The sequence below is a fragment of the Exilispira thermophila genome (assembly GCF_055389015.1).
Map to the genome: position 1 here is coordinate 393958 of NZ_AP042476.1, position 21070 is coordinate 415027.

The 21070-nt window shown below is 21.8% G+C and carries 22 protein-coding genes and 1 pseudogene; 22 read left to right on the forward strand and 1 reads right to left on the reverse strand.

Annotation, left to right across the window (positions count from 1 at the left end):
• Positions 1–71: 71 nt before the first annotated feature.
• From ACZ5EC_RS01620 to mfd, 12 genes are all read left to right on the forward strand, one after another.
• Complete coding sequence (locus tag ACZ5EC_RS01620; RefSeq protein WP_464303220.1) at positions 72–695, forward strand: V-type ATP synthase subunit D; 624 nt, start codon at positions 72–74, stop codon at positions 693–695.
• 266 nt (positions 696–961) lie between these two features.
• Positions 962–1546, forward strand: a complete 585-nt coding sequence (locus ACZ5EC_RS01625; protein ID WP_464303221.1) for a hypothetical protein — start codon at positions 962–964, stop codon at positions 1544–1546.
• Between the two features lie 430 nt (positions 1547–1976).
• Positions 1977–2294 carry a 30S ribosomal protein S16 gene (gene rpsP, locus ACZ5EC_RS01630; RefSeq protein WP_464303222.1) on the forward strand — a complete coding sequence of 106 codons (318 nt, stop codon included), beginning with the start codon at positions 1977–1979 and terminating at the stop codon, positions 2292–2294.
• A 10-nt stretch (positions 2295–2304) separates the two neighbouring features.
• Positions 2305–2541, forward strand: a complete 237-nt coding sequence (locus ACZ5EC_RS01635) for a KH domain-containing protein (protein WP_464303223.1) — start codon at positions 2305–2307, stop codon at positions 2539–2541.
• 41 nt (positions 2542–2582) lie between these two features.
• Positions 2583–3104: a ribosome maturation factor RimM gene (gene rimM / locus ACZ5EC_RS01640; RefSeq protein ID WP_464303224.1), complete on the forward strand. Its 522-nt coding sequence runs from the start codon at positions 2583–2585 to the stop codon at positions 3102–3104.
• 51 nt (positions 3105–3155) lie between these two features.
• Complete coding sequence (gene trmD, locus ACZ5EC_RS01645) at positions 3156–3848, forward strand: tRNA (guanosine(37)-N1)-methyltransferase TrmD (RefSeq protein WP_464303225.1); 693 nt, start codon at positions 3156–3158, stop codon at positions 3846–3848.
• The gene (rplS, locus tag ACZ5EC_RS01650) at positions 3835–4179 is read left to right on the forward strand and encodes a 50S ribosomal protein L19 (protein WP_464303226.1); all 345 of its coding nucleotides are present in this window, start codon (positions 3835–3837) and stop codon (positions 4177–4179) included. Before trmD ends, rplS begins: the two co-directional genes overlap by 14 nt.
• Positions 4180–4402: 223 nt before the next feature.
• Positions 4403–5032, forward strand: a complete 630-nt coding sequence (locus tag ACZ5EC_RS01655; protein ID WP_464303227.1) for a TetR/AcrR family transcriptional regulator — start codon at positions 4403–4405, stop codon at positions 5030–5032.
• Positions 5033–5053: 21 nt separating this feature from the next.
• On the forward strand, positions 5054–5815 hold the full coding sequence (locus ACZ5EC_RS01660; RefSeq protein ID WP_464303228.1) for a hypothetical protein: 762 nt from the start codon (positions 5054–5056) through the stop codon (positions 5813–5815).
• Positions 5805–6062, forward strand: coding sequence for an EscU/YscU/HrcU family type III secretion system export apparatus switch protein (locus tag ACZ5EC_RS01665; protein ID WP_464303229.1), 258 nt, complete (start codon positions 5805–5807; stop codon positions 6060–6062). Before ACZ5EC_RS01660 ends, ACZ5EC_RS01665 begins: the two co-directional genes overlap by 11 nt.
• 31 nt (positions 6063–6093) lie before the next feature.
• Entirely contained in the window at positions 6094–7323 is a 1230-nt protein-coding gene (locus tag ACZ5EC_RS01670) for an HD-GYP domain-containing protein (protein WP_464303230.1), read from the forward strand.
• Positions 7324–7326: 3 nt separating this feature from the next.
• Positions 7327–10836, forward strand: coding sequence for a transcription-repair coupling factor (mfd, locus tag ACZ5EC_RS01675; RefSeq protein ID WP_464303231.1), 3510 nt, complete (start codon positions 7327–7329; stop codon positions 10834–10836).
• Between the two features lie 120 nt (positions 10837–10956).
• Here the strand turns inward: mfd and ACZ5EC_RS01680 are convergent, their stop codons facing one another.
• Entirely contained in the window at positions 10957–11349 is a 393-nt protein-coding gene (locus tag ACZ5EC_RS01680) for a response regulator (protein WP_464303232.1), read from the reverse strand.
• A 917-nt stretch (positions 11350–12266) separates the two neighbouring features.
• On the opposite strand from ACZ5EC_RS01680, the gene ACZ5EC_RS01685 reads away from it, so the two are divergent.
• The 10 genes and pseudogenes from ACZ5EC_RS01685 to ACZ5EC_RS01730 all read left to right on the forward strand — a co-directional run bounded on the left by ACZ5EC_RS01685 (position 12267) and on the right by ACZ5EC_RS01730 (position 20962).
• The gene (locus ACZ5EC_RS01685; protein WP_464303233.1) at positions 12267–12404 is read left to right on the forward strand and encodes a hypothetical protein; all 138 of its coding nucleotides are present in this window, start codon (positions 12267–12269) and stop codon (positions 12402–12404) included.
• A gap of 69 nt (positions 12405–12473) precedes the next feature.
• Entirely contained in the window at positions 12474–13697 is a 1224-nt protein-coding gene (locus ACZ5EC_RS01690) for a radical SAM protein (RefSeq protein ID WP_464303234.1), read from the forward strand.
• Positions 13681–14547 carry a prenyltransferase/squalene oxidase repeat-containing protein gene (locus tag ACZ5EC_RS01695; protein WP_464303235.1) on the forward strand — a complete coding sequence of 289 codons (867 nt, stop codon included), beginning with the start codon at positions 13681–13683 and terminating at the stop codon, positions 14545–14547. Before ACZ5EC_RS01690 ends, ACZ5EC_RS01695 begins: the two co-directional genes overlap by 17 nt.
• Positions 14534–15526 (forward strand): radical SAM protein, encoded by a 993-nt coding sequence (locus ACZ5EC_RS01700; protein ID WP_464303236.1) that lies wholly within the window; start codon positions 14534–14536, stop codon positions 15524–15526. Before ACZ5EC_RS01695 ends, ACZ5EC_RS01700 begins: the two co-directional genes overlap by 14 nt.
• 464 nt (positions 15527–15990) lie before the next feature.
• Positions 15991–17064: an IS110 family RNA-guided transposase gene (locus tag ACZ5EC_RS01705; RefSeq protein WP_464301847.1), complete on the forward strand. Its 1074-nt coding sequence runs from the start codon at positions 15991–15993 to the stop codon at positions 17062–17064.
• Positions 17065–17258: 194 nt separating this feature from the next.
• Entirely contained in the window at positions 17259–17768 is a 510-nt protein-coding gene (locus ACZ5EC_RS01710; protein WP_464303237.1) for a hypothetical protein, read from the forward strand.
• The gene (locus tag ACZ5EC_RS01715; protein ID WP_464303238.1) at positions 17768–18160 is read left to right on the forward strand and encodes a S26 family signal peptidase; all 393 of its coding nucleotides are present in this window, start codon (positions 17768–17770) and stop codon (positions 18158–18160) included. Before ACZ5EC_RS01710 ends, ACZ5EC_RS01715 begins: the two co-directional genes overlap by 1 nt.
• Entirely contained in the window at positions 18120–19061 is a 942-nt protein-coding gene (locus ACZ5EC_RS01720; protein ID WP_464303239.1) for an ABC transporter ATP-binding protein, read from the forward strand. The genes ACZ5EC_RS01715 and ACZ5EC_RS01720 overlap by 41 nt, the downstream gene beginning before the upstream one ends.
• Positions 19062–19186: 125 nt before the next feature.
• On the forward strand, positions 19187–19921 hold the full coding sequence (locus ACZ5EC_RS01725; RefSeq protein WP_464303240.1) for an ABC transporter permease: 735 nt from the start codon (positions 19187–19189) through the stop codon (positions 19919–19921).
• Positions 19922–20248: 327 nt separating this feature from the next.
• Positions 20249–20962 (forward strand): annotated as a pseudogene (locus tag ACZ5EC_RS01730) (cysteine peptidase family C39 domain-containing protein).
• Positions 20963–21070 lie beyond the last annotated feature (108 nt).

Sequence of the window (21070 nt, forward strand, 5' to 3'; positions counted from 1 at the left end):
AATATTGTTTTAAAAGACTATAAAAAATGTAATTAAAAGTTAAATAAACATATAAAATTAAAGGGTAATTTATGAAGATAAAAGTTTCTGCAACCAGAATGCAACTTATGCAATTAAAAAAGAGATTAAAACTTGCTAAAAAAGGACATAAGTTGTTGAAAGATAAACAAGATCAACTGGTTAGAGAATTTTTTACTGTTATTTATACTTATAGAGACTTAAGAAAAGAAGTTGAAGAAAAATTAATGAAGGCTTACTCCTCAATGCTTATTGCACGATCTGTAATGGATGATAAAATTATTGATAATGCATTTTTAATCCCTTCTAAATCAATAAAACTTGAAGCTAAATTTAAAAATGTTATGTCAGTTAAAGTTCCAAGATTGAAAACAATAGTTGAAGGTGAAGAAGGGTTACAATATTCCCCAATTAGTACATCTGTTGAACTTGATATCGCTTCAAAAATATTTGAAGATTTAATTGAGGATTTAGTAAAACTTGCTCAAACAGAAAAAGAGGTTGTAGAAATAGCTAAAGAAATTGAAGTTACAAGAAGAAGAGTTAATGCACTGGAATATGTTTTAATGCCTGAGCTTGAAAATGCTATAAAATATATTTCTATGAAAATAAATGAAATGGAAAGATCAAATTTATCCAGATTAATGAAGATAAAGGATATAGTAAGATCAAAATAGATTAGTAATTGTTTAAATAAATATTTTTATCCCATTTTAATCAAATTTTCAATATTAAATAATAAAAAATAATATTATAATTTTAGATTCTTCTTTGTTTAATTTGGAAATAATCTTTAAAACATTTATGTAATTATTATATTAAAGTTTTCTTTAAATATTTAGAAATATTTTTATTTGATAATGGAAAATATATTTTGTTGAAAACATAGAAAAATGTATTAATGAATATGTTAATTTTATCTGTATAAAAAAAGGATGGATTCATGAGAATAAGAAAAAATATTATCTTGTTGATAATTTTTTGTATAATTTTTTCAGGATCTGTTTTTGCTAATGGTTTTAGTGCATTGGGAGGTATATATTACGGAATTCAGACTACAAGCAGTTTGATTTCAAAAATCAATTTGCCTGAAGAATCCAATGATTTGTTATATTTTGGTGGATATGGATATGTTTCTTTTAATGACTATATTTTTGGAGGCTTTGGGTTTGCATTATTGAATAATTCTCTATCCATTAGTTACAATGATATTGGAGGTGGATTTGGTGGAATTATTTCAGGAATGAGAGTGATTGATTCTGTTTTACAGCTTAATCTCCTTTTATGGCTTGGTTTAGGAGGAATTGGTATTTTAAACACTTCAAATTTTATTGATATAAAAGAAACATATTTTGCTGCTTATGCTGAATTAACACTAGAAGCAGGTATAAAATTATCACCCTGGATGGGTTTATTTGTCTATGGTGGATATCAAATAATAGGTAACTTAATTCCTGGAGTAGCTTTCCAGGAATTTAGGAATTTAACTCCTGTTTTAGGTGTCAGGCTTTGTTGGGGGGTTCTTTAATTTATAATTAATAAATAATATAAAACATTTCGTCAGTTACCAAAAGCTAAACAAATATAAAGACTTCGTGGTAGGTGCAAATAATAATAAAATTGAAATTATTTTGTTTATTTACTAAATATAAATAATATATATATATCCTAATTAAAATTTCTCGACTGGATTACAGTTGCCAAAGGCTAAAGAGTTAAAAATAAAATATTTTAGTTTAATATTATAAAAGATTAAATTTAATGATTACATAACTGTACTAAAGAGAGAAATTTTAATTAGGATATAATATCTTTTATTTTTTAAATATCTCAATAATTTCAATTTTGTTATTAATAAGAAGTATTTGTTTGTAATTAAAAAAATAAATAACTTGACTTAAATATTTATTTTTATACATTTCTTTTGTGAAACCAGAATAAAGGAGGTACCACTGTAAATGGTAAGAATTAGATTGAAACGGATGGGTAGGAAAAATCAAGCTTATTACAGAATTGTTGTTGCAGATGCAAGAAGTCCTAGAGATGGAAAAGTTATTGAAGAATTAGGCTCTTACAATCCTAGAGAAAAGGATTGGGAAAGAAAAGTTGTTTTAAAAAATGAAAATGATGATGAAGCTAGAAAAAAAACTATTGATAAAATATATTGGTGGTTTAAAAAAGGGGCACAACCAACCAATACTGTTTATCATATTTTAGCTAAAAAAGGGATAGTTTTAAAACCAGAAATCAGAAAAACAAAATCTAATAATAGCTAAGGGGTAATCTATGAAAGAAAAACAGCTTGTGGAATTTATTGTAAAAAATCTTGTTGATCACAAAGATGATGTAAATATCAATGTTATTGAAGGTGAAAGATTAACTTTGTTAGAGCTAAGAGTTCACAAAGATGATGTTGGTAAGGTTATTGGTAAATATGGAAATATTGCTAAAGCAATTAGAACATTATTAAATGCTACTGCTACAAAGGCCGGGAAAAAAGTAGTTTTAGAAATATTAGATTAATTTTTAATTAAATTTATTAATAAAAATATTTATCTCAAATAATGCAAAAAGAAAAAAAAAGAATATTAATTGGCAAAATAGATAAACTATTTAAATTAAATGGGGAAGTAAAAGTTCTTCCCCTTACTTATTCTGAAAATAGATTTCTTGATATTAAAAAAGTATATATTGATGAGGAAGAAGATCTTTTTTTATCCATTTCTAATGTTAAAATACAGGAAAATGGAGTAATTATAAAATTTAAAGAAATTGATAACATTGAAAATGCAAGAAAGTTTTTAGGTTTTTATTTATATATTAATAAAGATGATATTAAAAAGCTTGATAAAGATTCAATTTATTATTTTGATTTGAAAGATTATCAAATTATTTTTAATAATACTAATTTAGGTTTTGTTAAAGATATATATGAAGATGGAGCAAATTGCTTTTTTACTTTTCATTATAATTCTAAAGAATATATAGTACCTTTTAATAAAGATTTTGTGAATAATATTGATAAAGAAAAAAAATGTTTAGAAATTAATCATTTTGATCTATTAGCAGGAAATGAAATAGAATAGTATGATTATAGGATAAAAAGACAAGGTAGTAAAGATAAATTTAAATAAATTATGAAATTTAATATTATTACACTATTACCAGAAATATATGATGTTTACCTTAATTTTTCTATTTTTAAAAAGGGGATAGAAAAAAAGATATTTAATTACAGTTTAATAAATTTAAGAGATTTTGGATTAGGAAAACACAAAAAAGTTGATGATTATCCTTATGGAGGAGGAAAAGGTTTAATTTTAAGATGTGAACCAATTGCAAATGCCTTAAAAACAATAGAAAATAAAGGAACTGTTGTATATTTTTCACCAAAAGGAAAGAAGTTAAATATAGAATTAATTAAAAAATATGCAAAAATAGATAATATTACAATTATTAATGGTAGATATGAAGGGATTGATCAACGAATAATTGACCTTTATGTAGATGAGGAAATTTCTATAGGAGATTATGTATTATCTGGATCAGAATTAGCATCACTTGTTTTTATTGATGCTGTATTAAGACAGGTTGATAATTTTTTAAGTGATGAAGCATTAAAAGAAGAGAGTTTTGAAAACAATTTATTAGAATATCCTCAATATACAAGACCGGAAGTATTTGAGGGGATAAAGGTTCCTGAAATATTATTGTCAGGGCATCATAAAAATATAAAAAACTGGCGTCTTGAAAAGAGTATAGAGATTACAATGAAAAGACGTCCTGATATATATAAAAAATATCTGGAGGAAAAAAATGAATATTCTTGATGAAATTACAAAGGAATATACACAAAAAGAAATACCTGATTTTCATATTGGGGATACTGTTAAAGTATATTATAAAGTTGTAGAAGCTGGGAAACAGAGAATTCAACCATATGAAGGTGTTGTAATTGCTAAAAATAATGCAGGTGTTTCAAAAACATTTACTGTAAGAAAAATATCTTATGGTATTGGTGTAGAAAGAATATTTCCTTTATATTCACCTAACATTGATAAAATAGAAATAAAAAGAAGAGGTAGAGTTAGAAGAGCTAAATTGTACTACCTTAGAGGACTTAAAGGTAAAAAAGCAAAAATTAAAGAAAAAAGATTTTAATAAATTTAAATTTAAAAAATCTTATTATAAAATCTATATGCAATTTAAAAATAGCTGCCTCCTGATAATGGAGGCAGTTTTTTTTGTTGAAAATTTTTAATATAGAATTATAAATAGGGTAAGAGAAAAAAAATATTTTTAAACTTAATTTATAAAAACTTTATATAATAAAAAATTTTGATATAATTAGGTTAATTATAAAAAATAATCAGGAGATTTAATTATGGATAAAAAAAAGCTATTTGAAGCTGCTATTGTAGAATTTGGAATACATGGGTTTGAAAATGCAAAAATTGAAAGTATTGCTAAAATTGCAAAAATCCCAGTAGATGAAATTAGAAATGAATATAAAAGTAAAGAAAGTCTATTTAAAAGCGTTGTTGAATACGGATTTCAATATTTGCAAAAAGTATTTGATGAGATTATAAGTAGTGAAGCACCAACTTTAGTTAAATTTGAGAAACTTTTAAGAATTGCTATTGATTACTCTCTAAAATATCCTGAATTAGTTAGATTATATCATGAGATAACAGCAGAAGAATCAAACAATCTTACTCCTGATTTATCTAAGAAACTTGAAAGTATATCTATTAATGCTTACAAAAAATTGATAAAAATATCTAAAGAAAAAGGGGAAATCCCTAAAAATACTGATGAAGCTTTTCTTGCTTATGCAATTGATAATCTTTTTTTAATTACTCAATTTTCATATATACCTGGGTATTATCAGGAAAGAATGAAAGTTTACATTGGTGAAAAATATCTTAAAGATATTGATAGTTATGTTGAAAAAATGATGGATATTATTAGCAGGAATTTTATTCCTGAAGATTATAATGGACCCTATGTATAAGATTTAAATATTAAATCTGTAATGATCAGAAACATAAATGAAGCTATTTTAAAAAAAATTTTTGCAAAAGATAGTAACTTAATTAAAGGTAAAGTATACAAAGCTCTAGTTTTAAAAAAATTAGATAGTAATAATTTTATAATAAAAATTGGTAATTCTTATTTTTTTAAGGTAAAATTACCATCTTATATTAAAAAATCAGATGTAATAAAACTTTTATTATTAAATGATTATCCAAAGTATAAATTTAAATTTTTACAAAAGATTGATAATGCAGTTATTTATAAGAGTCAGAATTCTAGTGATGAAAAAATATTAAAAAGTAATAATTTTAAAAATATTGTTAAAGATATTATTGGTAATAAAAATGCTAATCTATTAAATTTTATTGAATCAAATAATACTAAATCTTTAAGTAATATTGAATTTAATAATTTTTTGTATTTTCTTACTAAAGAGGGATTTTTTATCCCTTTAAAAGTAGATGATAATGAATTTTATTGTAAGATTAAACAAGAAAAAGATTATTCAATAATAAAGATTGCTATTTTTCTGGATAATGAGTATTTTATAAATGTATTGGTTTATAAAGATAAAAGAAAATTGATTATAAATTTTTTTTCAAATAACAAAAAATTTTTAACTCATTTAGAGGAGAAAAAAGAAACTTTAATAAGTAAACATAGCTCTAAAGTAAAGCAAAAGGAATTAAATAAATTTAATAATAATATAAATAATGAATACAAAAATAAGATTGAAGTAAAATTTTATTATGAAAAATAAAAATAAAGTTGTAGCATTAAAATATGAACAGGGTGATTATTCTCCTGTTATTGTTGCTAAAGGGGAGGATCAATTTGCTCAAAAAATATTAGAACTTGCGAAAGTGGAAAATATTCCGATATTAGAGGAAAAAGGGATTGTTGAAACTCTTTATAAATTTGAAATTAACCAATATATACCTGAAGATTTATGGGATATAGTGGCTGATATTTATCTTTTTATTTTTGAAAATTATAAAAAATTTTAGTGTAAGTTTTATAATGATTATGGAGTAAGTTGTGAGAAAAAAAATAAGTATTAATGAACTTGAAGTGGGAAAAGTTTATAATTCACCAATTTATATTGATGAAAAAAATGTTTTAATTCCTGCACATACAGTCATTAAACAGGAAGATATAGAAAGATTAAAAAGATGGAAAATAAAGGAAGTTGAGATGGATGAAGGTGTTGTAGATAAAAATAATGCTGAAAAAAAAGAAAGCTCAATTGAAGAAAGAAAAAGAAAATTAGCTGAAATGTCTAAAAAATTGGCACCAGAAATCAAAATTGTTGAAAAAAAGCTGGAACAAGAAGATAAAAATGGTAGTAGCAAGCATTTAACAGTTTATAATATTTATGTAGATATTTTAAATGATGTTAGACAGATCCTTTTTGATATAAGGTTAGATAAGATAGTACAGAAAAATCTGGTTAACAAAGCTGTTGATAAGATATTTGATGTTGTATTGAATCAAAAATACGATATTTTAAATGTAGTTTCAAGGTATAAGGGTGCAGAACAAAATTATTTAGTAATTCACAGCTTGAATGTAGCAATTTATTCAGCTTGTATAGGATTTGGACTTGACCTCAATCATTTTAAAATAAAACATTTAATAACTGGAGCAATGCTACATGATGTAGGAATGTTAAAAATAGATGAAAGAGTAATAAATAAAAAAGAGAAATTAACAAGTGCTGAATATGATATAGTTAAAAATCATACACTGATTGGTTATAAATTGTTAAATCAAAAAGAAGGATTTCCTTCTGAAGTTGCTCAGGTTGCTTTGCAGCATCATGAAAGATATAATGGTACCGGGTACCCTTCTGGAAATTCTGGAGAAAATATACCTTTATTTGCCAGAATTGTAGCAATTGCAGATTCTTATGATGCAATGACCCAAATTAGAACTTACAAAGTAAAAACAATTTCTCATGAGGCAATTAAGAATGTTATGGCAGCTTCTAAAAATTTGTATGATCCACATATTTTAAAAGTGTTTTTATCAATTATGAGTATATATCCAATTGGTTCTATAGTACAGTTAAATAATGGAATTATTGGAATTGTTAGTCGTGCTAATCCAAAATTTCCTTTAAGACCAGTGATCAGGATTCTTTTAGATGAATTTGGTGATAAAATATTAGAAATAGAAGAGATAGATTTAGAAGAAACTCCTAATCTTTTTATCACTTCAACTTTAAATTCTGAAGATTTAGATTTTCAATTAGAGGAATTTCTGTAAAAAATGGAAAATTTTAATTTAAACCTTGATAAGATTTATAATAACTCTTTAAATGATAAAGTAGATAAATTAAATAAAGTAATTAAATTTAATAAAAATTCTCTTATTTACAATGCTTCTCCAACAATTTACCCATATATAATTAAAAAAATAAAACAAAATTATGCAAATTCTAATCTATTAGTTGTATTTAATAAATTTGAAGATGCAGAAGATTTTTATAATAATTTTTTAAAAATATATAAAAATATAGATATAGAACTATTTTATCCAATAACTTTATTTCCATATGAGTTTAACAATATTGATTTAATTTCTAATTTTTATAGAATTAAAACCTGTAATTCATTATTATCAATAAATAAAAAAATTGTTGTTACTTCTCTTTATTCTTTACTTTTTCCTGTTATAGACCCAATGTCTTTAGCTCAAGGAAAGATGATTGTTAGAATAGGTCAAAAATTAGATAGAGACGAATTAATTGAAAAGTTGATTGACCTTGGTTTTACCAAAAAGAACTATATAACTTCAATTGGAGATTTTACTGTTAAAGGGGAATTGGTAAGTATATATTATGATGTTCTAAAAAACCCTGTTAGAATTGATTTTTTTGATGATAAGGTTGAAACAATAAAAGAATTTGAAAAAGATAGTGAAAAGCTTTTAGGAATTGTTGATAGAATAAGTTTACTTCCTTTATATGAATTTAGTGCTAATGAGGATGATAAAAAAAAGATTATATCCTCTTTATATGATGCAAATATTAATTCTGAAGAATTACAAAATTATATTCTTGATATTCAAAATGATAAAGAATATGCTATTTTATGGAATTTAGATAAAATAACAAATAAAATAAACTTTTTAACAGATTATTTAAAAAACAATGACATAGTATGTTTGGTTGATAAAAATGAAATATTTGAAGCTTATGAAAAGGAATTAAAATCAATAATATATTCATATAATGGTTTATCAATAAAGGGGTTAACTTCTTATAAAAAACTATTTTTAGATATTAAGAATAGTTTATTAAATAGTAAGTTTAAATATTTAAACATATTGGAGAGATTTAATTTAAAACAAAATTCTTATAATAATAAATATAACAGTGGTAATTATGAAAATAAAAATTTAAAAATAATTGAAAATCATGAAGAAAATCAAATTAATTTTTATACTAAGACTCCAGAAAAATTTAAAAATAGAATAGAAATTTTTAAAAAAGAATATTCAACCTTATTATACCATGGATATAAAATCTATATTGCTTCTTTAGAAAATGGTATTAAAAGATTTAAATTATTATTTAAAGATCCCAGGATTCATTACATTAAAGAATATTTGAAATCAGGTGTTATTTTTGAAGACAAAAAAATAGCTATTTATTCTGAAAATGATATTTTAGATATTAAAATTAAATCAAAAACAAGTAATTATAAAACAGAATTTTTAGAAAATAAACTTGATTTGAAGGAAGGAGATTTTGTTGTCCATATTGTACATGGGATAGGGCAATATCTAGGTATTAAAAAACTGGAAGTCCTGGGAGAGGAAAAAGATTTTTTCCATCTTAAATATAAAGACAATGAAGATTTATATTTGCCTATTGAAAATTTAGGTTTAATTCAAAAATATGTAGGATTTGGAACATTAAAACCTAAACTTGATAAACTTGGTGGAAAAACATGGAAGAAAACTGTTGAAAAAACAAAAAAACAAATAGAGGATTGGGCAAGAAATCTTTATTCTCTATATGAAGAGAGGAAAAAAATTAAAGGTATTGCTTTTCCTGAAGATGATGAGGAACAAATTCAATTTGAAAAAAAATTCCCATATAAAGAAACATATGACCAGTATAAAGCAATTAGAGATGTAAAACTTGATATGCAACAACCATATCCTATGGATAGGTTAATTTGTGGTGATGTTGGGTTTGGTAAAACAGAAGTAGCAATAAGAGCTGCATTTAAAGCAGTAAATGCAGGATACCAGGTAATATTAATTGCACCAACAACAATATTAGCATCGCAACATTTTAAAAGATTCAAAAAAAGATTCGAAGATTATCCTGTAGAAATTGCTCTTCTTTCAAGATTGGTGCAACCATCAAAGCAGAATGAAGTTATTGAAAAAGTAAAAAATGGAAATATTGATATCTTAATAGGAACTCATAGAGTTTTATCAAAGGATGTAGAATTCAAAAAACCTGGACTTTTAATAATAGATGAGGAACAAAAGTTTGGTGTAGAAGCTAAAGAAAAAATAAAATTTTTAAGACACAACATAGATGTTTTATCGCTTACAGCAACTCCTATTCCAAGAACTTTATATATGTCTCTAATGAAATTGATGCAAATTTCTATTATAAATACTCCACCTGAACAAAGGGTACCTATACAGGTGTATCTTGAAGAGTTTAATGATAGAGTTATAAAATATGCAATTGAAAAGGAGATAGCAAGAGGGGGAAAAGTTTTTTTTGTCCATAATAGAGTTGAAACAATTGATGCTATGACTAATTATTTGAAAACTGTTACATCGTACAAATATCCTATTACATATGCTCATGGTAGGATGAAAAAAAATAGAATAAAATCTATAATTGAAGATTTTATTAATGGAAAATATAAAGTTTTAGTTTCAACTACAATTATAGAATCAGGTATTGATATTCCTGATGTTGACACAATAATAATAGATAGAGCTGATAGATTTGGGTTGTCAAACTTATATCAATTAAAAGGAAGGGTTGGTAGAAGATCAAAACTTGCCTATGCTTATTTACTTTATCCTTCGGACATGATTATAAGTGAGATAGCCTTAAAAAGATTACAAATAATTGCAGATTATTCTGAATTAGGTTCAGGTTATAAAATAGCTTTAAAAGATTTAGAGTTAAGGGGTGCAGGGAATATCCTTGGAAAAGAACAATCAGGATTTATATCAAGTGTAGGGTTTTATATGTATCAAGATTTATTAAAAGAAACTGTAGAAAAACTTCAAAGAGGAGATAAAAAAAAGAGATTTAGAACTGAAATTGAACTGGATATAGATACAAAAGTTAATGATAAATATTTTGAATCAAAAGAATCAAAAATTGACCTTTATGAAAAGTTATATGATCTATCAAGTGAAAAAGATTTAAAGAATCTTTATGATGAAACTGTAGAAAAAATAAAATTAAAAAATATATCTTTATCAGATAAAAAGAATTTATCAAAAAAAAGTAATTTACCAGAAGGATTAGAAAATCTTTTTTATTTAAACAGGATCAGGATAATTGCAGAGAAAAAGAAAATATCAAAAATCCTTGAGGAAAAAGAGGATATTTTAATTATTTTTGATAGTTCAAAAATTGAAATAAAATTAAATAAAATAGTTACACTTTTAAAAAATAAAACAATTAAAATAGATCCTGATAAAAAAGATACAATTTTTATAAAAAATAAATTTATTTCAAATATTGAAAAATTAGAATTTATTGAAAAAATAATAAAAGAAATTTTTTAGAAAGTTAGTTATTTAGTAAATAATTAAAATAAATAATAAATCTTCAGGTTAAAAACTATAAATATAAATGTAAATTGAAAATATAAGAAATGATATTTTAAATACTAAATAATCTAATTTTTAAAAAACTTTAAATTCTTCAAGAGAGATCTCATTAGAAAAAATACCATTAATAATTTCTAAAAGAGAGCTAAGCTGAAATGGTTTCTTTAAATATCCATTTGCACCCATAGATTTAGTTTTTTCTATAATCTTTTCTTCACTTAATGCAGAAATAATAATAATGGGTGTATCTTTGGTATAGGGATCATTTCTCAGTAATTTTAAAATATCAAATCCATTAAGGCCTTTCATCATTATATCAAGTAGAATAAGATCTGGTTTGTTATGTATTAGAGAATAAAGTCCTTCTCTTCCAGATAATGAAGTTAAAATTTTATATTTGCTTTGTAAAGTTTCTTTTAACAATAGTAATAGATCATTATTATCATCAATTATAAGAATTGATTTCATATTTTGCATCCTTTAGAAATATTATTTTTGAAAAGTTTCAGAATATTATATAACACAAAAATTATATAATACAAAGTCTTATAAAATAATTTATATATAATTTATATAATTTTATAGTTTTTATTTAAAATTTCAACAAATTTTTTTCTATTTCAATGATGATTGTTTTTTTTAAGTTCAATTTAAAATAAATGTATAAAAAGAAAGTTTAAAAAAAAATTTTCCACATACTAAAAAAAATTAATACAGGGAGAAAAAAATACAGTTAGAAGAAATTATAACAGTTTTAATTAAAATTTAAATTAAAAAGTGTAAATTGTTAAAAAAGTAGCAAAGATATTAAAGATTAAATTTAAATGGTAAGGGAATGAACAGAAAAATTAAAAAGATTATTAAAAACAATTATAGAAATATATCTTATGAAATAAGATTTTTTATAAATATTTAATAAGAGATATACATTAAATGAAGATTTAAAGATGCTATTAAATAAATAGAATAATGTATTATTAAATTAATGTAAATAAAAAAAAATTAATTTAGATGTCCATATATTACAAAAAAGACTTTATTTTTTTATATAGATATTAAAAAAGATAAAAAAAAAAATAAAAAAATTTCAAATTTTTGTTAACATAATTTTAACAATATGTTTAATAAAATATGGGGTAATAATAATGAGAATAAATATTGATTTATCTCTTATCTCTTATCTCTTATCTCTTTTCACCATTATTTTCTAAAATTAGTTTCATTATATAAAAAGTCATTTACTAAAAACAATCAATATATTACAAAATCAAAAAAATATTTTGATAATGATTATGGATGACATAATTTCTTTAAAAATATATTTGTTAAGATATAGAATAAATATTATAAAATAAAGTAAAATAATTTTGCAGGAGTTAATTATTATGAATAACAGGATTAAAAAGATTAAAAAAATAAAAAGTGACTCTAATATTGTATTTAAAAATATACCAATAATTAAAAAAATTAAAAGTGATATTAATGTTGCATCTGCTTTAGCATGTAAATGTCACTGTAAATAATATTATTAATGAGCATATACTTATTTAGGTATATGCTCATATTTCAAAAAATATATCAAATAAAAAAATATGAAAAAAGAAAAATTTAAAATTTGGAAATTTTCAATTATAAATAATATTCCCATTCAATATTATTACTTAAAAAAATATTTTTCTGAAAACTGTAGTTCATATATCAAATGCATTAATAATTTAGATAATATTTTAAATAAAATAATTTATAAAAGAGAAAAAAAAATAAATAAAATTATTTTTAATAAAAATATAAAATCTATTACCTTAATTGTTACTGATGATTGCAATTTGTCATGTAAATATTGTTTTACTTTAAAAAATTCAAAAAGAAATTATATGTCAACAAAAATAATTGATAATATAAATGAATTAAAGGAAAAAAATAATAATTTAAAAAGTATTCATTTTTTTGGAGGAGAACCATTATTAAATTTTAGTATTATTAAATATACATGCTATTTTGCTGAAAAATTTAATAAATCTATAAAATATAGTGTATTTACTAATGGAACTATTCTTTCAAAAGAAATAATTGAAATTTTTAAAAAATATAATTTTAAATTATTAATTAGCCTTGATGGAGATCTAAATTCACATGATAAAAACAGAATTTTTAAAAATGGAAAAGGAACATACAATATAATAATTAAGAATTTAAAAAAACTAATTGAAAATAATATTAAAATAATAATTAGAACAACTTTAACTTTAGAAATTAATAATTTTAATTTTATTAATGATTTAATTAAATTAGGAATTAATGAATTTAGAATTACTCCTCTTTCTTCTGATTCTAATTTTATTGATATAAAAAAATATATTATTCATTGTATTAATTTATATTCTATATTAAAAGATTTGTATATTGAATATATTAAAAACAGAATAAAAATAAAAATTAATCCATTTTATATTTTATTATTAAGAATACATAAAAAAATTTGTATATTTCAGGGTTGTTCAGCTGGAATATCTAAAATTTCTGTTGATATGGAAGGAAATAGATTACCATGTTTTCGTTTTATTAATTTTAAAAATAAATGGAATCAATTTAAAAAATTAAACAAATTTCGTAATAATAATATATGTAATTCTTGTTGGAATAAAAATTTATGTTTATTTTTTTGCGGGGCTGAAAAATTAATAAATAAAAATTTTTTTGAAAAAAATATAAATTATTTTTGTATTTTATACAAAATAATCAGTATTTTAACAATAAAAATATATAATGAACTTAGTGAAAAAGATAAGGAGTTTTTATTTGAAACTAAAAAATAAAATAATAAAAATGATTATTAAAAACTCAATTTTTTTAAATGAAGTTTTGTATAAAATGATTGAAAAGAAAATTGAAAATTCAAGATTAATTAAAGTAGTATATTCTTTAATAAAATCTGGATTTGAAATTAAAGATGTTGTTATAAAATATATCTTTAATAATTTAAATTCTTATAAAAAAAATAATATATGGACAAATACAGAAGAAAATATATATTCTTATTATATTATAAAAAAATTTAAAAGAAAATATGTAGATCAAATTTATAATTGTTTTTTGTTAACACAAAATAAAGATGGTGGATGGGGAAGATATGTTGGGGATATTTCTAGAATTACTTCAACTTCTTTTGTAATATATAATTTATCAAATATTAATCCACAATTTAAAAATACAATTAATTATAATAAAGCTATCAGATTTGTATATGATTGTTGGAAAAATGATTTTAATGGTATAGATTCATTACTATATAAAGCTGCATATTTTCTTTTAGCATTTTCAACATTAAACAATAATAGAAATATTTGTGAATATAATGATTTAAATATTTTAATTGATAAAACATTAAATTTATTAATATCTAATAAAGAAAGAAATGGAGGATACAAACCTTATAAAAAATTTCCTGGAAATACCTCAATTATTTATTCAACAATAATATTAAATGCTCTATCTTCTTCTTCATATATTACTAAACCTGGAGTGGAATATGTAATTTATAAAATAGTCAATTATCTCTACAAAAATATGCTATCTTCAGGGGGATGGCCTATTCATGAAATAGAAAATATTACTTCTGAAATTATAATAACTTTAATAAAGGTTTTGAAAAATGAAAAAAATTAATAATATTTTTGATGTGCAATGGCATATTACAGAAAAATGTAATTTAAGATGCAAGCATTGTTATATGGATAAATATTATAACGAAGCAACTTTAAAAGAATTATTATGTGATTATAATCTTCTTAAAAAGTTTATAATTAAATTAAATTCATTTTTAGAAATTTCTATTACTGGAGGAGAACCTTTAGTATATCCTGAATTTATTAATTTATTAAAATTTCTAGATTCAGAAGAAATCGTATTAAAAATTAATATATTAACAAATGGTGTTTTATTAAATGATGAAATTTGTTTATTTTTAAGTTCTCTACCAAAATTTAATTTTATTCAAATAAGTATAGAAGGTTTAGAAAAAACAAATGATTTAATTAGAGGCTCAGGAATATTTAATAAAATTATTGAAAAACTTAAATTGTTAATAAAATACAAAATGAAAATTCAAATACAAACTGTTCTTACAAAATTAAATTATAATGATATTATAGATTTAATTTTATTTCTTGAGAATTTTAAATATCCCATTAATTACTTATTAACAAGATATGTTCCATCTAAAAATGAATTAATTAAAAATAATATTTTAATATCAAAAAATGAGTATAAATCTATTTTAGAAAAATTAGAAAGTTTATCAAAAAATTTAAAATATGTTTCAATTTTAAAAAGAAGATCATTATGGAAATTAATAAATGAAAAATATGGAGGAAGATGTCCAATTGGAATTAATTCTTTTGATCTATTGTATGATGGTTCAATAATGCTTTGCAGAAGATTAAATTTAAAAATAGGAAATATTCGATATAATTCACTCTATAAAATATGGTATGGTAATGATTTAATATGGGATATTAGAAAACAGAATAAAATTAATAATAAATGTAAAAATTGTAAATATTTAAAAACTTGTTATGGATGTAGAGCAATGGCATTTGCGTATTTTGGTGATATATTTGCTGAGGACCCACATTGTTGGAAATAAAAAGGTTTTTTTTATAAAATTATAATGGAGGAGTTTATGTAATTAAAGTATAAATTAAAAAAAAATGTTTATAGACAAAGTTTTGATTCAAAAAATTATATTTTTAACCTTGATTTAGAAGAAGGATTTGAGGTTAATGAGGAAGGTAAGAAAATATTAGATTCTTTACAAGAATTTCGAACACCTTTAGAAATATATCTTTTTTTAGGAGATGTGATAAAAATCAATAGCAGGGGATAAAGAAACTGCTTTCAGGCAACGAAAATAAACCTGAAAGCAGATAGGCTTAGGTTCGACATTTAATTTGGTCAAAAAGACCGTTTAGGAGAATGAAGAGCCTACAGCCGAATCAACATAATAATCGGATTTTAACAATCCAGATTGAATAGGAGAATGGATTATTCTCTGTAATAAATATCGTAAAGAATCTGCTTTCAATTAAAAAAAATAATTGGAGGAGGCAGATGAAACTATCAGTTGGAGTTGATTTACACAAGCATCAAATGACAGTATGTATAAAAAATTTAGAACAAAGGATTGCAGATATTAATTGGAAATTTTCTACAAAAAAAGAAGGATATATGGAATTTGTAAGATTGTTAAAGAAATTATCCCAACCAGAAGAAATTGAAATAGCAGTAGAATCTACAGGAAATACAAGATATTTTAAAAGAGAAATGGAAAATTATGGATTTAAAGTACATGTAGTAAATACCTTAAAGTTTAAAGTAATAAATGAATCAATAAACAAAACAGATAAACATGATGCAAGGACATTAGCAGAATTTTTATCAAAAGATATGATACCAGAAGTAAATTTATGTAAAGAAGATAGTAAAAATTTAAGAGATTTATTAAAGCATAGGTCAGTATTAAAAAAGACCAATGTAAGTTTAAAGAATCAAATACATGGAATAATGTTAGAAATGGGTATAGAAACAAAGAATGGACAGCTTAACACAAAAACAGGAAGGGTAAAAATTATAGAACAAATATCGGACCCAATAAAAAAAAGTATAGTATCAGGGATAATAAAAACAATAAATAGTATAGAAAGTTTAATATCAGAAATAGAGAAAGAGCTTTCAAAGATGACAGAAAAAGATGAAGCAGTAAGAATACTAAGGACAATACCAGGATGTGGATTGATAACTTCAATTACTTTAAGGGCTTACATAGATGACATAAATAAATTTAGTTCATATAAAAAGCTTTCTTCTTATTGTGGATTGGTACCATGGGTACAAAATTCAGCAGACAAGGAAAGATATGGGAATATAACTAAAAGAGGTTCACAAGAATTAAGAACAGCATTTGTACAGATGACAATGGGTATGATAAGGGTAAAAAGAGAAAGAGAAAACAGATATATGAAATCTTATAGAAATATGAAAAAAATAAAAGGAAGCGGAAAAGCAATAATAGCAACTTCAAGAAAATTAAGTAAATTGGTATGGACATTATTAAAAAATGGTTGTGAATATGATCCAGTAAAATCAAATGATATATTGTTAAATAAAGATTATTCCGTTGCCTGAAAGCAATAATTTGAGGTTTTACCTCGTTTAGATAAATTGGCAGATTTTTTGATATTTAATATTGATTTTTATAGGAGGAAATATAAAAAATTTTGAAAAAGAAAAATTTATTATAATTGATTTTATAAAAAAGCTTAAAAAATACAATTTACTTGATTGTTATGAAGTTTAATAATACAATTTTAGGATAAGAAATGATTAAAAATTCTATAATTTTTTTTATTGATATAAATAATAGAAATTACAATTATTTGTATAAATATAAAATAAAATATAATATTTTTTGTGAAGATATTACTAATATAAAAGAATTTTCAAAATTATTTACAAAAGTTTTTAAAAATTCTAAAGATAGTGAATTTTCTAATCATTCCTATTATGAAAATTATGAATGTATTTCTTATTTATTTGAAAATCAATTGTTATATAAAAAATATTCAAAAATATATACTAATATTAATAAAAAACCAATAGGATTTATATTAGCTAAAAAAAATAAAAAAAATATTCTTCATATAAAATTTTTTGGAGTTTTAATTAAAGGTGCATATATTATTGATATTTTTTATGATTATTTAAAAATATTAAAAAATAATAACATTTTAAAAATAAAAGTAATAATAGATGAAAAAAATTTTGAAATGATAAAAATAATAAAAAAATTGGGTTTTATGAAATTTTGCAAGATTAAAGAGGAAGTATAATGAAATTTATAGTCATAAAAGGAAACAGTATGCATCCCACCCTTAAAAATGGAAATCTTTGTATTTTGGGTTTTGAAAAGAATTTATGTATAAAAAAAGGAGATATTATAATTTTTAAAAAAAATAACAATATTATTGCTCATAGATGTATATATATAATTAGAAATTATATTGCAGAAAAAGGTGATAATAGTAACCATATTTCTATTATAAAAAAACAAAACATTATAGGTAAAATTTCTTATATAATTAGAAATGGCGAGAAAAACAATATAAATAACTTTAATAATAATTATTTTACTTTTTTGAAAGTGATTATCAAGTTAATTTTTTTTATTATAAAGGAGTTTTATGAACGCAATAGAAATAAAAAACTTAACAAAAATTTATAAAAATAATGTTATTGCAAATTCTAATATAAACTTATCAATAAATGAAGGGGAAATTTTTGGAATTCTTGGCCCAAATGGAGCAGGCAAAACTACCTTAGTTAAACAAATAGTTGGATTTATTAAACCAACTAATGGATCAATAAAGATATTTGGAAACCAGCTTGATTCAATCAGAAAAATAAAAAATTTGATCGGATATCAATCCCAGGATTCATTTGCTCTATGGGATCTTACAATAAAAGAAGCATTAAAAGAAACATGTGTATTAAAAGGTTTTAAAAAAAAAATTGCTAGCAAATTAAGTAGCAAATTAATAAACTATTTTAAATTAGAAAATAAAAAAAATGAATATTTATACCAATTATCAGGGGGATTATTAAGATTAGTAAGTTTTTTAATTGCAATTATTGGTAATCCAAAAATAGTAATTTTAGATGAACCAACAAGTGGTATGGATATAAGCTATAAAAAATTAGTAATAGATTATATTTATAATATGAATAAAAAATTCAATACAACAATACTTTTAGTTACACATCAAATGAATGATGTTGAAGATATATTAACAAAAATTGCTTTTATTAATAATTCTAAAATAAAATTATTATTAACACCTGAAGAATGTAAAAATTTATATTACGATAGGATTACAATAAAATTTAATATAAATAATGAAAATCAAAAACAATTTTTAAAATTATTTGATGGCAATGAAGTGTACTTAAAAAATAAATCAGTAATAGTAAATATTTTAAGGGAAAGATACTTGAAATTACAAAAAAAAATAATAGAAGGGTTCGATAAAAACAATATTTTAGATTTTGAAATAAAAAAGTCTACTCTTGAGGATATTTATATGCGTATAATAAATAATGAAAAAATTAAACAAAATAAAACTTAGAATAAAAGATAACAAAAAAATAACATGAAATAATATACAAAAACTGATCCAATAAACTAATATAAGATATCATACAAAAGATTATAAAACAAAATTATTAAAAATATTATAAAGAAGGAAAAAATATGTTTTTTAATGATTTAAAAGCTTTATTTAGAATAAACATTGCAAGATTTAAAACTGATCTGTTTTTTCTTATTTTAAGTTCTTTTTTAATACCATTAGGTATATTATATATGCTTTATTTAAATGGAATCCATGAAGTTTCTAGGTTAAAACATATAATTGCAGGAAATATGATAATTTCAATTTCAGGAATAAGCATTAATTCATTAGCTCAATGGATTTCTAATTTAAAAGAAACTAAAGCTTATGAATATTATGCTTTTTTAAGGATTAATCCTTTTATTTTTGTATTTTCCATTTTATTAGTTTACACTATTATTGGATTTCCTGGAGTAATAAGTTTATTTTTTCTAAGCTGGATTTTTACAAAATTTATTATTATTCCAAATCCATTAATTATCGTATATATATTACTTATAGGTTTTGCATTTTCAGGTATTGGAGCTGTTATTGGAACTTCATGCAGAAGAGTATCAACTGCATCAGCAATATCTAACATAGTGTATTTAGGAGCTATGTTTTTTAGCCCCATTCTTGTAGAGAGATCTACATTACCAGGATTATTAAAAATTACATCTTTTATTTTTCCTCAAACTTATGCTACTGAATTGTTATTAAGCACTTTTTCTAATATACCAGAAAATAATGTACTTATTTCTTTATTGGTAATAATTATTTGTTTATTTGTTTCAATATTTTTAATAAACAAATATTTAAACTGGAGTAAAAAATGAATAAAACTAATGATATTGAAATAGAAGTTAAGAGTCTAAATTTTAGCTGTTAAAAAAAATGAGTTTATTAATAATTTGAATTTTAATCTTAAATATAACCTAACTAGCATATTTAAATTTATAAAAAATGGATAAATTGCTTAAATATTAAAAAAAACTGCCAATTTATCAAATTTCGTTTTTTACCCTGCAAATTTTTTTAATATCTTTCTTAATATGCAAAAATAACTTGACATATTTTTAACATTTATTAAAAATTTTCAAAATCATTTTTAAGTAAATTAAATAATTAATTAAAATTAAAATAATATAGTATTGGATTCAAATATGTATTTAAAAGTAAAAAAAAGTATTATAAAAACAAATTTATTTATTTTGTTAATTGTTTTTTTATTAATTTATTCATCATATTTCCTTTTTTCACGAAATAATCAAAAATTAAGCAAAGGATTAAATGATTTTACCTTGAATCTTGTCAATTATAATAATCAATTACTTAAAATAATATCAAAAGAAGAAAAAAGATTTTGTTATGGATATAAACAGGGTTTTGATACTTCATGTGGAATTTCAACTGTTGCAACATTCTTAAAATATTTTTATTTTTATAACCTTGATGAAAAAACTCTTATTGCTAGATTTTTCAAAAAGTTAAAAGAAAAAAAAGATTTAACTATAAGTTTAGATGATATAAAACATATACTTTTTAGTTATGGTTTTCAAGTAAAAGGTTATAAAATAGGTATTGATAAATTAAGACAGATTTCAAAAGAAGATAAATTTTTACCAATAATAGTTCATTTTAAAAAACCAGAAAAACATTTTACATTATGTATTGGCAATTAATATCAATATTATTTTTTAGTTGATCCATCAGTAGGGATTTATTTTATTGATAAACAAGAGTTTAAAAAAAGATTCTCATCATATGTACTAATAGCTAAAAGTAAAAAAAGAACAAAGAATATAGATTTAATAGTAACTATAAAAAATAAATTAAAAAATAAAATTGATAGTATGGTGAATTTAAAAGTAAAATAAAAATAATACTTAAAATAAAAATAAAATAAAATATAAAGTGAAAATTAAGGATATAAATTTTAAAAAATAGTATTTTTTAGTAAAAACTAAAGGTTCTCTTTCATAATG